This window comes from Corynebacterium silvaticum (assembly GCF_002162115.2).
GTDB lineage: Bacteria > Actinomycetota > Actinomycetes > Mycobacteriales > Mycobacteriaceae > Corynebacterium > Corynebacterium silvaticum.
On record NZ_CP021417.2, the window covers coordinates 1,678,207 to 1,691,312 of the forward strand.

9 protein-coding genes and 1 pseudogene are annotated in these 13,106 nt (G+C 52.3%); 5 read left to right on the forward strand and 5 right to left on the reverse strand.

Features of this window, described 5'->3' with window-relative positions; all coding sequences use genetic code 11:
- Positions 1-160: 160 nt before the first annotated feature.
- The gene (gdhA, locus tag CBE74_RS20315; RefSeq protein WP_087454221.1) at positions 161-1,507 is read right to left on the reverse strand and encodes an NADP-specific glutamate dehydrogenase; all 1,347 of its coding nucleotides are present in this window, start codon (positions 1,505-1,507) and stop codon (positions 161-163) included.
- A gap of 529 nt (positions 1,508-2,036) precedes the next feature.
- On the opposite strand from gdhA, the gene CBE74_RS20320 reads away from it, so the two are divergent.
- Complete coding sequence (locus tag CBE74_RS20320; protein ID WP_087454222.1) at positions 2,037-3,227, forward strand: glycerate kinase; 1,191 nt, start codon at positions 2,037-2,039, stop codon at positions 3,225-3,227.
- On the opposite strand, the gene CBE74_RS20325 is transcribed toward CBE74_RS20320, so the two are convergent.
- Positions 3,197-3,628 carry a hypothetical protein gene (locus CBE74_RS20325; RefSeq protein ID WP_087454223.1) on the reverse strand — a complete coding sequence of 144 codons (432 nt, stop codon included), beginning with the start codon at positions 3,626-3,628 and terminating at the stop codon, positions 3,197-3,199. The two genes, CBE74_RS20320 and CBE74_RS20325, sit on opposite strands and share 31 nt — an antisense overlap.
- A gap of 31 nt (positions 3,629-3,659) precedes the next feature.
- On the opposite strand from CBE74_RS20325, the gene CBE74_RS20330 reads away from it, so the two are divergent.
- Both CBE74_RS20330 and CBE74_RS20335 read left to right on the forward strand, forming a co-directional pair.
- Positions 3,660-4,997: a DUF4921 family protein gene (locus CBE74_RS20330; protein WP_087454224.1), complete on the forward strand. Its 1,338-nt coding sequence runs from the start codon at positions 3,660-3,662 to the stop codon at positions 4,995-4,997.
- Positions 4,998-5,110: 113 nt separating this feature from the next.
- Positions 5,111-6,377 (forward strand): annotated as a pseudogene (locus tag CBE74_RS20335) (amidohydrolase).
- Here the strand turns inward: CBE74_RS20335 and CBE74_RS24760 are convergent.
- A complete protein-coding gene (locus CBE74_RS24760; protein ID WP_166740995.1) occupies positions 6,371-6,730 on the reverse strand; it encodes a DCC1-like thiol-disulfide oxidoreductase family protein in 360 nt (119 codons plus the stop codon). The pseudogene CBE74_RS20335 and the gene CBE74_RS24760 overlap by 7 nt on opposite strands.
- A gap of 489 nt (positions 6,731-7,219) precedes the next feature.
- On the opposite strand from CBE74_RS24760, the gene CBE74_RS20340 reads away from it, so the two are divergent.
- Both CBE74_RS20340 and CBE74_RS20345 read left to right on the forward strand, forming a co-directional pair.
- Positions 7,220-9,628, forward strand: a complete 2,409-nt coding sequence (locus CBE74_RS20340) for a glycogen/starch/alpha-glucan phosphorylase (protein ID WP_087454226.1) — start codon at positions 7,220-7,222, stop codon at positions 9,626-9,628.
- Between the two features lie 235 nt (positions 9,629-9,863).
- Entirely contained in the window at positions 9,864-10,439 is a 576-nt protein-coding gene (locus CBE74_RS20345; protein ID WP_087454227.1) for a DM13 domain-containing protein, read from the forward strand.
- Between the two features lie 70 nt (positions 10,440-10,509).
- Here the strand turns inward: CBE74_RS20345 and pyk are convergent, their stop codons facing one another.
- Both pyk and lgt read right to left on the reverse strand, forming a co-directional pair.
- Entirely contained in the window at positions 10,510-11,928 is a 1,419-nt protein-coding gene (gene pyk, locus CBE74_RS20350) for a pyruvate kinase (protein ID WP_087454228.1), read from the reverse strand.
- Positions 11,929-12,205: 277 nt separating this feature from the next.
- Entirely contained in the window at positions 12,206-13,069 is an 864-nt protein-coding gene (gene lgt, locus CBE74_RS20355; RefSeq protein ID WP_225870099.1) for a prolipoprotein diacylglyceryl transferase, read from the reverse strand.
- Positions 13,070-13,106: the final 37 nt, after the last annotated feature.

The window sequence follows — 13,106 nt, forward strand, 5'->3', positions numbered from 1 at the left end:
GCCCCCAGTGTAGGATTATTTGTGGCTGGCGTCACTACTTTTAAAGATATTGATGTGCAACAACTTGTTCCATCCCCACTACAATCAGTTCCTTGAATAAAAGAAAAACGTGAAACCGCTGTATACACAGCAATTTCACGTTAAGAATCGATGACGAGTTTTAGATCACGCCTTGAGCGAGCATCGCATCGGCAACCTTTTTAAAGCCGGCGATGTTAGCACCGATCACGTAGTCGCCTTCATGCCCATACTCGCGGGCAGTGCGCTCACAATTCTGGAAAATTCCACGCATGATTTCCCGGAGGCGTTCATCCGCATATTCAAAGCTCCAAGAATCACGGGAGGCATTCTGCTGCATCTCCAGGGCCGATGTAGCCACACCGCCTGCATTGGCAGCTTTGCCTGGGCCAAAGTGGATACCCTTTTCACGGTAAACCTCAATAGCCTCTGCAGTCGACGGCATATTGGCGCCTTCTGCAACATACTTACAACCATTTTCTGCGAGCTTCTTGGCATGGTCGCCATCAAGTTCGTTTTGAGTTGCACAAGGCAAAGCTACGTCACAGGGAAGGTCCCAGATGGATCCATCTTCGTGATAAATTGCACCCTCTACCTCGTCGACATATGCAGTGGCACGCTCACGACGAACTTCCTTGATGTCCTTGAGCTTTGCGACGTCCACACCATTGGGAGTCTCAACCCAGCCCGAGGAATCAGAGAAAGCAATAACGGTTCCACCAAGCTCCTGAACCTTGGCGATAGCATAGATTGCTACGTTGCCAGAGCCCGAGACGATGACTTTTTTACCTTCGAAAGAGTCGCCATGATGCGCCAGCATCTCGCTAGTGAAATAAACCAGGCCGTAGCCGGTGGCTTCAGTACGAACCAATGAGCCACCCCAGGTAAGACCCTTTCCGGTAAGCACACCCGATTCATGCTGGTTAGCAAGACGACGATACTGTCCAAAGAGGAAGCCGATTTCACGCCCACCAACTCCAATATCACCGGCGGGAACGTCGCGATATTCGCCGATATGACGGTGCAGCTCAGTCATAAATGACTGACAAAAGCGCATGATTTCAGCATCGGATTTGCCCTTAGGATCAAAGTCCGAACCCCCCTTGCCGCCGCCAATAGGAAGCCCTGTGAGGGAGTTCTTGAAAATCTGCTCAAAACCCAAGAACTTGATGATGCCTAGGTTGACCGATGGGTGAAAACGCAGCCCACCCTTGTATGGGCCGATTGCAGAATTGAACTGCACGCGGAAACCACGGTTGATCTGTACCACACCTTGGTCATCCACCCATGGCACACGGAACATCAACTGGCGCTCTGGCTCGCAGAGTCGTTGAATAAGACCGTAATCAGCGTAGTGAGGATCCTTCTCCAGGACGGTTTTCAGGGAGTCAAGAACTTCCGCCACAGCCTGGTGAAACTCAGGCTCTGCAGGATTACGCTTTAGTAGTGCGTCATAGTAGCCCTGCACACGCTCGTCAATCGTTGACATGTTTTCCTACCTCCTAGGAACTTACTTCCGGAACCCCACACAACGCCTGCACATGCGCGGACGCAACCTAGCAAAAGATTGAATGCGGGCCAGCTCTCAAGCCGGCGATTGTGACTTTACACCGAATTATCTAAATTCACCTATCGGACTATCGAAAATAGCGCAGCGATACCAATTTCACCTGTCGTAAAAAATTAAAATATAGACCCCTACCTGCCACAATAAAACCACATTCCCGTGGGAAAAATTTTCCACAGGCGCCAAAAATATCTATCACCCCACAGAAAACCCGCCCTTTTCTGCCGAGTATCTGCCCATTGATAGATAAGTTTTCCATACAGGGTGGCGTCGAAAAGCTCATGGTACTGAGAGCCTGTGGACTTCCTCATCACGGCCTGCACATGCATTGCAGCCCTGTAGGCTAAGAAACCGACCGTCCGCAAACACCACGTGCGGACCAAACCAGCGCAAACAGAGCTGTGCCTGCCATACAAACAGCCTGCGAACACCGGAGAAAGGATGCGCGAACATGACCGTGGAGAATGTGCCGCCATATGACCTTGCAGATCTGCAACAAGGGCCACGTCAACCCCTCAATATTGTGATCGCTCCCGATTCTTTTAAAGGAACCGCTACCTCCACAGAAGCGGCCCGCTACATCAGCGATGGGATTAACCAAGAACTCCAACGACTCAACATTCCTCCAGAATCAGTCACTATCACGCTTGCCCCCATGGCAGACGGCGGAGAAGGCACCTCCTCTGTATTCAGCGGTGAAGAGATCACGCTACCGACCACTGATGCCATCGGACGACTCACCGAAGCCACCTACACATTCGATTCCGCATCACACACCGCATACATCGATGTCGCCGCAGCAAGCGGACTCGCAGCAGTAACAGACCGCCTCAACCCTACGTTTGCGGACACCTACGGAACCGGCGTACTCATAGCCGACGCACAAACACGCGGAGCAACGCGCATCGTCCTAGGACTCGGCGGAACCGCAACGACCGACGGAGGAACCGGAATCTTGGTGGCTCTAGGAGCCACTCCCATAGATAAGAACGGCCTAGCGCTCAAGCAAGGAGGCGCAGCGCTTATCGATATAGATTCCCTCGACACAGCTCAACTCAACATCCCAGCTGCAGCGATGGACTGGGTGCTGCTAAGTGACGTCACCGCACCGGCTATCGGCCCTCACGGCGCAGCCGCTCAATTTGGCCCTCAAAAAGGAGCCTCCGAGAGCGACATCGCACTACTTGATGCAGGTATTGCACGGCTTTGTGAAGTCTCCGGAGTCGACCCCACTACCGTGAGCATGGGAGCCGCAGGAGCACTGGCAGTGGGTATCACATGGTTATCGGGGATATTCCACGGAAACGCTGATCATGTGCGTATTCTTCCCGGAGCACACGTCGTTGCCCAGTCGCTCGGCCTTGAAGATTTGGCACAACACGCGGATATCCTTATCACCGGCGAAGGAGCCTTCGACTCCCAGTCGACCAAAGGAAAAGTAGTAGGAACAGTCCTTTCCTTCAAAGGAGAAAACACCCTCCCTGTTATCGTCGCGGGCAAGTTAGCTGACGACGCACCACAAGGAGCACTTCCCATCCAGCTCGCGCCTCTCGACGAAGTCGCCTCCACACAAGAGCAACTCACCCGCGCCGGCAGCGCAGTGATGAGGTCTTATCTCAAAATTTCAAGCGACCACGGGTAAGGAGTGGCCTGTTCAAAGGCCTGCTCATCGTTGAGCGCTAGTGTGTCACGAGGAAGATCGGCAAGCGGGGTGAAAAGACGCGAATACGTCATCGCTAACTCATTGAGTGAACCACCTACCCCGCTTACGTCAATAGAGAAACGCTGAACAGTCACATCATCTTCTGATGCTTCCACTACGTCGTCCTCGTCATATTCCGGTTCATTGTCTCTTTGTTCCCGCAATATTTGCCGCAGCTGATCTTCCAATAATGGCTCAACATGAGGGTGCGGATCGTGAGTCACATCCGCCGATACAATCTTGCCATCGCGAATAAGAAGCTCGTTGAGTGTGCGCACGCGCTTAGTCATAGACGCTGCATTTTCACTATCTATCAGGCAATCAAACTGAATCGTAGGCATAGTACCAGAGTAGCTAATATTCTAAAGAGCTATGAACGCGCAGATGTATTCGCGACCCACCCCGATCGTGACCATGGCAGACGGAACAATCAAACAGGTCAACCCCTTCTCCGGGACTCAAGTGTGGACGGTTCCGGGGAGAGGCAACCGTCCCCTGGCACACCTGCCAGCAGACATCCACGATCTCACTTTTCAAGACCACGTTTCCACCTGTGCTTTTTGCGCAGATCGCCAGATAGAAACGCCTCCGGAAAAATCGCGAATGGTCTTAAGTCCTGCCGAGGGAACGTCCGATTGGGACATTCTGCGCGGCGTGAACGCTGCAGAACTTCATGCTACGACGGCAGAATTCCGCCGAGTCCCAAATCTATTTGAGATCGTCTCCTACGATTACTGGCACGATAACTACGGATATTGTTTAGACGCGGAAACCCAAACCCGCATGGAACATTACCTAGCATCGGATTCTGGCAAGAAGCATGTGTTAGAAATTGCCAAAACCAAGCGCAGAGCCGCTGGTGATAGTGGGGATCACACTGAAAGCGAGCTTTTACAAGACGCGCCCGCATTCTTCGGTGGCGGACATGACGTGATCATAGCCCGCCGCCACTACACCGATAGTGCTACGAGCAGCGATCAACTAGCGTCTGCCGGAACTCTCACACACGAGGAACACGAGGCTTTTATACGTTTCACTATAGATTCGCTGCGCGACCTCTATGCCCGCAACCGCTATGCGCCCTACGTTGCGGTTTTTCAAAACTGGCTCAAACCCGCCGGTGCTTCTTTTGATCACTTACACAAGCAATTAGTCGCTGTTGATGAACGCGGCGTTCATTCCGACATAGAAGTACAAAAACTGCGCCAGAACCCCAATATGTATAACGAATGGGCCGTCGATTTCGCCGCCATGCACAACCTCGTGATTGCAGAAAACGACCATGCCATATGTTTTGCAGGTTTTGGTCACCGTTTCCCCACCCTTGAGGTGTTCTCCAAATCAGCGGTCTCTGAACCCTGGCTGCAGTCGCCAGAAGAAATCCGCGCCATGAGCGACCTAGTACACGCATGCCATGCCGGTGCAGGCCCACAAATCCCCTGCAATGAAGAATGGCATCATAAACCCGCCGACGTAGACATCCCCATGCCGTGGCGCATCATGATCAAGTGGCGAGTATCCACACTCGCGGGCTTTGAGGGCGGAACAAAAATTTACCTGAATACGCTTTCTCCATGGGACGTTCGAGACCGGATTGTCCATGCGCTCTATAGCCTCCGTGGCCAAGGCCGCATCTCCCCGAATATTCGAATTGCTACGGAATGCACGCTTCAGCGCAATAGTTTGAAATACACTACCTCACTGCATTAAATAGCCCTCACCAGGCGATCGCATCCTCTACCCCCTGGGAAGTATCCGGTGCCTTATCGCGCCGGGATGCAAGAACCGGGGGGATGTTTACTAATGCTCGGGTCGCTTTCTTTATGGTGGAGTGCATGGATATCGCTGAATTTTTGGCTTCCTCTACGACCGACCTCAGTTGGCAAAAGGACTTCTACCAGTGGATGCATTCTCACCCCGAGCTCTCTGGTTGGGAACGAGAAACCTCCGCAAAAATCCAAGAGAAGCTTGCTGAATTCAACTGTGACATCATCCCATCGATCGGCGGACACGGGGTTGTAGCGATCTTTAATAACGGCGAAGGCCCGTGCGTCCTTGCCCGCGCCGATTTTGACGCGCTTCCAGTGGAAGAAACCACAGGCGTAAGTTTTGCTTCACGTCGCATAGATACTTCCGGGGAATCACCAGTTCCGGTTATGCACGCTTGCGGACACGATATGCATACCACCGCGTTGTTGGGAGCCTGTGCGCTTATCGACGCCCACCGCTCACGCTGGTCGGGCACATTCATCGCGCTTTTTCAACCCTCCGAGGAAAACGGCGCTGGCGCTGAAGCCATGGTCGCCGACGGTCTGGTGGCAAAGATTCCGCGTCCTGACGTGTGTTTCGCACAGCACATCGTGCCAGGTCCTGCTGGCGTTGTTATGTCCAAACCAGGTGCGGTCCTCGCAGCATGCGATTCCATAGTAATACGCATCGAGGGGAAAAGCGCTCATGGTTCGATGCCCCATAATTCGATTGATCCCACGTATATCGCAGCCATGATCGTTATTCGCCTTCAAGGCATCGTGGGCCGCGAGATCGCGCCTCAAGACTTTGCGATCGTCTCTGTGGGAACCTTGGAATCAGGGCACTCCAACAATACGATCCCAGGAAGTGCACGGATTGTGCTGAACTGCCGTATGTACAGCAACGAGGTTCGGCACAAACTTTATGCCGCCATCGAACGCGTAGTGCAGGCGGAATGTGTGGCTTCTGGAGTGATTGTCCCTCCTACTTTCCGCTATTTCGCCCACGGCCCACTGACAGAAAACGACCCCCATGTGTTCGCACGTGTGCGAGCTAGTTTTGATCAGGTGTTTGGGACAGACTCTCGTACTGCAAGCCAGTGGACAGCGTCGGAAGATTTTTCCAACAGCCCCATGGATGGCATTCAACTCCCCGTATCTCTTCTGGACCATGGGAGCCACGCCACGCGATCAATGGGAAGACGCGGAGCGGCGCGGAACCATAGAATCGGATATCCCGGTCAATCACATGGGCTCTTTCCTACCCGATTATGTGCCCACGGTGACATCCGCAACTCATGCCACAGTCACAGCGGCGCTTACTTATCTGGGGCATCAGTAGTTCAACCGACAGGCCTCTGCGCCAACAAGAGGGCCGAGCCTGTGCCTGTTTATTGCTATTAGTCTGTAGACGATTCCAGCAAAAGGGGCGACCACGGGGTTTTTTAACGCTCTTCCCGCGCACCTGAGCCCAGCGTTGCGTCCCCCATTTTCTAGAATGCTCGCTATAGCGTTCGCTCCCTGGTACCAAGAATTATTAACCCGAGATACCGCCGAATGACTAATATTTTTCCCCACATAAGAGGAATCCGGCACGGCTGGAATTATGTGTGTACTCGGGCATAGTCGTGCCAAAACTCCTGCACTTACCTCGCAAAAGCCGCAGTCACGATCAAAATAAAATTCCAGCCTCACTGCCCTTATACCCCTTCATTTCCTTGCGCTCTCTAGAGCTTTTAGTTCTACCTGCTAATAAAGCACCACGCCATCCCCAAAACAGCACTACACAAACCCCGGGCTAATGCGTTGTTCCCCTACCCGGATATTTTGGAACTAAATACCATTATGCGAACTGTCCTTGCCCTACTTGGTGGGGTCTTTGCATTGCTTTTCTAGCGTGAGCAGGGATACCTCGCTATGTATCCGATCACGTTAAGAGGCATCTCTACTGCGCGCTTTTTCTCACATAAAACCCACATCATCGGGCATAACGCAGTGTGATTATGAGGCTGCGCAGGGGCGTCGTATAGCTATTTCCCTCGTTATCTCCATATATGTTATGCCACGGGCAATGTGTCTGCCTTGGTATTGCATGTGGCGATGTCCATCCGCATATAGGATATGGAGGGTGAATTGCGCAAAGAAAATGTGCAGCAATCTTTTTCAAAGGTCAGGAGTTCTTTAATGAACAAACACCGTTCACACGAGCACACTGAAGACATTTCAGCTTTTGCTGACAACATCGGTGGGTACGTCCGTAGCGCTTCCGGATCCTCTCCGCAGGCAGCAACCGACAGAAAATTCTGGTTCGGCCTATCCAACTCCGTCATGGAACAACTTGCTGATAACTGGGCAAAAACCATGGAAACGTATTCTGCGACCCGCCAGCAGCATTACTTTTCCGCGGAGTTCCTCATGGGACGCGCCTTGCTTAATAACCTCACCAACCTGGGTCTTGAGGAAGACGCAAAGGAAGCTGTGCGGTTGCAAGGGCACGAGCTCTCCGACGTGCTAGAAGCTGAAAACGATGCAGCTCTGGGCAACGGTGGCCTCGGGCGTCTCGCTGCGTGCTTCCTCGATTCCTGTGCCACACAGAACCTGCCGGTTACTGGATATGGTTTGCTCTATCGCTATGGGCTTTTCCGTCAGACCTTTGACAACGGATTCCAAACTGAGCATCCTGACGCATGGCGAGAAGACGGCTATCCATTTACGATTCGTCGCGATGATCAGCAACGCATCGTCACCTTCGACGACATGGTTGTGCGCGCCACCCCTTATGACATGCCCATCACAGGGTATGGCACAGATAACGTGGGAACCCTACGTCTGTGGAAGTCCGAGCCGCTCGAAGAGTTCGACTATGATGCCTTCAATTCCCAGCGCTTTACCGACGCCATCGTCGAGCGGGAGCGCGTCATGGATATCTGCCGAGTGCTTTACCCCAATGACACAACATATGCCGGAAAAGTCCTGCGTGTGCGTCAGCAATACTTCTTTGTGTCTGCGTCCTTGCAGCAAATGCTCGATAACTACGTCAAACACCATGGCGATGACGTCCGCGGATTCCATAAGTACAACAGCATCCAGCTCAACGATACGCACCCCGTGCTGGCTATTCCCGAACTGATGCGCTTGCTTCTCGACGAACACGGCCTTTCATGGGACGACGCTTGGAAGGTAGTCCAAGGTACCTTTGCGTACACCAACCATACGGTTCTCGCGGAGGCTCTCGAGCAGTGGAACGTTTCCATTTTCCAGCAGCTGTTCTATCGCATCTGGGAAATCACCGCAGAAATCGACCGTCGCTTCCGCGAGGATATGGAACAACGCGGCCTTAATCAGGAACAGATCAATTACCTTTCCCCCGTCCATGATGGCAATGTCCACATGGCGTGGATCACCTGCTACGCGGCATTCTCCATCAATGGTGTCGCTGCCCTGCATACCGAGATCATCAAGGCGGACACACTCAAAGAATGGCATGCTCTGTGGCCAGAAAAATTCAACAACAAAACCAACGGCGTCACTCCACGTCGCTGGTTGAAGATGTGCAACCCGCGTCTTTCTGAGCTCCTAACACGCCTGTCGGGTTCAGACGCATGGGTCACCGATCTTTCTGAGCTGAAAAAGCTCCGCTCTTATGTCGATGATGAAGAGATCATGAAGGAGCTCTTGGAGATCAAGGCCACTAACAAGCGTGATTTCGCTGTCTGGCTCAAGGATCGCCAAGGCCTTGAGATTGATCCCGAGTCGATCTTTGACACCCAGATCAAGCGACTCCACGAGTACAAGCGTCAGCTCCTCAACGCTATCTACATCATCGACCTTTACTTCCGCATCAAAGAAGACGGTGAAACCCAGATTCCTCCACGCACCTTCATCTTCGGTGCAAAGGCTGCTCCGGGCTACATCCGAGCTAAAGCCATTATCAAGCTCATCAATGCTATTGCGGACCTAGTAAACAACGACCCAGAGGTCTCCAAACTCATCAAGGTCGTGTTTGTGGAGAATTACAATGTCTCCCCCGCCGAGCACATCATCCCGGCTTCCGATGTCTCTGAGCAGATCTCCACGGCAGGTAAAGAGGCTTCGGGCACATCAAACATGAAGTTCATGATGAATGGTGCGCTCACCCTAGGAACCCTTGACGGTGCCAATGTTGAGATTCTTGACTCCGTAGGCAACGACAACGCCTACATCTTTGGCGCCAAGAACGAGGAACTCCCCGAGCTTAAAGCACGGTACAACCCCATGGGCACCTATGAGATGGTCCCGGGGCTAAAACGAGCACTCGACGCCCTTATCGACGGCACCCTCGACGACGATAATTCCGGCTGGTTCCACGATCTCAGAGGATCGCTTCTCGACGGAAACGGCTGGGAGACTCCCGACGTCTACTACGTTCTAGGCGATTTCTCTGCGTACCGCGAGACTCGCGACGCTATGGCAGCGGACTATGTCAACGATCAGTTGGCGTGGGCCCGCAAATGTTGGATAAATATCTGCGAATCAGGGCGTTTCTCCTCCGATCGCACCATTTCCGATTACGCACAAGAAGTGTGGGCTATCGAGCCAACCGCCATCGCGTAGCCATTAGTTGATTTTTCCGATAAGTCGCGATACCTTTTTAGGTCTCGTAACTTATTCAGTTTTCTATCAGATAAACGCGCTATCTTTCTCAGAAACTGACGTCCGCGAGCGGAAAACTTTGTGCTTTGTATCACGTTTCAATCCATGAAGGCTTAACGTTCCGTAATAGCAAATGTAGACCCGCTGTCAACCATGTAAGAGCGACAGCCACGACCTCGCAGAGAAAGATTGATTCATGACCGCAAAACGATTCCAGATGAGCCGGAAAAAGATTTCTATCATCGCCGCAGTACTCGTTGTAGTCCTCGCGGTAGCACTTTTTGTCTTCAAACCGTGGTTGCTTTTCATTGACAAGAATGTCGAAGACCAGCTTCCTGCTGCACTCTCCTCCCAGACCTCCACACAAAGCACCCCGTCAACCGGTGATGCCATGGAGCGTACCGACAAGATGATGGCAGAAAACGCCGCCCAGCATCGCCAAGGTACTTTCATTTCTCACGAGCACCAGACAAGCGGCAAGGTTGATCTGATCGTAGACGCCGACGGCAAAAAGAAGCTTGTTCTTAGCAACCTCTCCACCTCCAACGGCCCCGACGTTCACGTATGGCTAAGCAAGGGCCCCGTTGTTGAAGGCCAGGCCGGCTGGTTTGTAGCCAAGGACCACGAGCACTTTGACGTTGCCCCCATCAAGGGCAACCAGGGCAACCAGGTGTACACCCTGCCTGACAACATCAACTTCTCCGATTGGAAGTCCGTAACCCTGTGGTGCGAAGCTTTCAATGTCTCCTTCGGCGCGGCTGAGCTCTCCTAGTTAACCCCGCTATTGAAATAAAAGGAAGCGGTCCATTCATGGACCGCTTCCTTTTATCACGTTTTAGTGCTTATACGTGTGTTTCTTCACCCAACAAATGCACATGAATCATGTTGGTGTTGCCAGGGATTCCCGGAGGAGTACCAGCAACAAGCACAATCATATCATCACGATGATAGGCGTCCATGCCCAAGAGCTGATCATCGATCTGCTTCATCATGTCGTCGGTGTCTTTAACCTCAGGTGTCAAGAAAGTCTCCACGCCCCAGGTCAGAGCCAACTGCGAACGAACCGCCTGGTTTGGTGTAAAGACCAATAGCGGAAGATGCGAGTGCAAACGAGCAACACGCTTAGCGGTGTCTCCCGAGGAGGTAAAAGCAACCAGTGCCTTAGCGTTAAGGCGCTCGGCAATGTCTCGTGCCGAATAAGAAATCACGCCACGCTTAGTGCGCGGAATGTGTGCCAGGTCAGGCACCTTTCCATCGGTCTCAGCATAGGAGACGATGCGAGACATAGTGCGAACGACGTTATGGGGGTCAATACCCACAGAGGTTTCACCAGAAAGCATCACGGCGTCTGCGCCGTCAAGAACGGCATTGGCCACGTCTGAAGCCTCAGCGCGAGTCGGGCGCATATTTTCGATCATGGAATCAAGCATCTGCGTAGCCACGATGACCGGCTTTGCGTTTTCCCGAGCGATCTGGATTGCGCGCTTCTGGAAGAGCGGAACTTGCTCAAGCGGGCACTCCACGCCCAGGTCACCACGTGCAATCATAATGCCGTCGAAAGCCAAAACGATCGACTCCAAAGCATCCATTGCCTCAGGCTTTTCCAACTTGGCGATAACAGGGCATCGACGCCCTTCTTCATCCATAATTGCATGGACGAGCTCAACGTCCGCTGGCGAACGAACAAAGGACAAAGCGATGATGTCAACGCCAAGGTTTATTGCAAAGCGTAGGTCCTCGATGTCTTTCTCCGATAGCGCGGGAACGGAAATATCCATTCCGGGAAGAGAGACTCCCTTGTTATTAGAGACAGGCCCGCCTTCAATAACCTCGCAGATAACATCGTTGCCTTCGACGTCGACGCAGCGCAGTGCTACCTTGCCGTCGTCGACAAGCAAACGATCGCCCGGCTTAGCATCTTTAGCTAGGTTCTTATACGTCGTAGAAACACGGTCGTGTGTTCCTTCAACGTCATCAACCGTAATGCGAACAATTTCTCCGTTTGCCCAAACGGTGGCACCCTCTACAAAACGACCAAGGCGAATCTTTGGCCCCTGCAGGTCCGCGAGGATGCCCACTGCTTTGCCGGTTTTATCGGTTGCTTCACGCACCCACTTGTAGTTTTTCTCGTGGTCCGAGTGGTCACCATGTGACATGTTCATTCGGGCGACGTTCATGCCATCCTGGACTAAGCGCAGGATTCCATCTTCACTGGCCACTGCCGGGCCAAGAGTACAAACAATCTTTGTGCGACGTTCCATGATTTAAACCCTAATCCCGAATAGTGCATCCTGCTAGCGACTTCTGTCCCCGTACCCACATTTTTTCATCTCGCTGACTCCCCACCGCCATCAAAACCATAGAAAACAGACATTATCGGGCCTATTCGGGCAATTTGGGTCAATCTGAAAAGTTTTCGCGATTTCCATCACAAAGACAAATAACCCACGATATTCAGAAGGGAGCAGCCGGAATATCCGACCACTCCCTAGAAAATCCGTAGATTAAGAGCTGCGTGCCTCGCTAGTATCCTGCGGATCAGGCCCTGCCTTCGCAGTCTCTTCCCCTGCTTTTTGCAGCTTTCTGCGACAACACATAAAAAACAACAACTGAGATGATAAAGACCACAGCGGAAACAATAACGTTGATGCGTAACCCAAAAAGATGAGTTGCTTCATCTACTCGCATAGTTTCAATAAAGAATCGCCCTAAGGTGTACCCCGCAACGTACAAGGCGAACACCCGTCCATGGCCCAGCGTAAATTTCTTATCTGCCCAGAGTAAGAACAAGAAGACCGAAACATTCCATAGCAGCTCATAAAGGAATGTCGGATGGACAGTAGCGATAACCTCGCCAGTCGAATGTCCGGTGAGCGGAGCAAATTTTCCTTCAGCATCCACGCGGTAATAAATTTCTAGCGCCCATGGCACAGACGTTTCTGCCCCATATAGCTCTTGGTTAAACCAGTTGCCTAGGCGGCCTATTCCCTGCGCTAACACAATGCCAGGCGCCATCGCATCGGCGAAAGGAGCAAAAGGAACATTCTTTGCCCTTAAATAAAAATAGACGCACACTGTCCCTAGGAAGACAGCACCCCAAATACCAAGGCCACCATTAGTAATCTTGAGGGCATCCAGCGGGTTGCAATCATCGCAAAAATACTTCTGATGATCTGTTATCACGTGGTAGAGGCGTCCGCCTATCACGCCGGAGATCATCGCCACGATAGCGGCATCGATCACCACGTCTGGATTCCCACCACGCTTAACGTATCTCTTGGAGCCTATCCACACAGCGATGATAAACCCCGTAATGATGCATAGTGCATATGCACGAATGGGGATCCCGGCTAACATCCATACGCCCTGAGGAGGGGATGGCAGATACGCCATATTACTCACAGTCACCTTGAATAAACTCCAGTCGTCATTAGTAACG

Coding starts and splice junctions, on each gene's coding strand:
- gdhA (WP_087454221.1), bottom strand. CDS start 1,507: ATGTCAACGATTGACGAGCGTGTGCAGGGCTACTATGACGCACTACTA.
- CBE74_RS20320 (WP_087454222.1), top strand. CDS start 2,037: ATGACCGTGGAGAATGTGCCGCCATATGACCTTGCAGATCTGCAACAA.
- CBE74_RS20325 (WP_087454223.1), bottom strand. CDS start 3,628: ATGCCTACGATTCAGTTTGATTGCCTGATAGATAGTGAAAATGCAGCG.
- CBE74_RS20330 (WP_087454224.1), top strand. CDS start 3,660: ATGAACGCGCAGATGTATTCGCGACCCACCCCGATCGTGACCATGGCA.
- CBE74_RS20340 (WP_087454226.1), top strand. CDS start 7,220: ATGAACAAACACCGTTCACACGAGCACACTGAAGACATTTCAGCTTTT.
- CBE74_RS20345 (WP_087454227.1), top strand. CDS start 9,864: ATGACCGCAAAACGATTCCAGATGAGCCGGAAAAAGATTTCTATCATC.
- pyk (WP_087454228.1), bottom strand. CDS start 11,928: ATGGAACGTCGCACAAAGATTGTTTGTACTCTTGGCCCGGCAGTGGCC.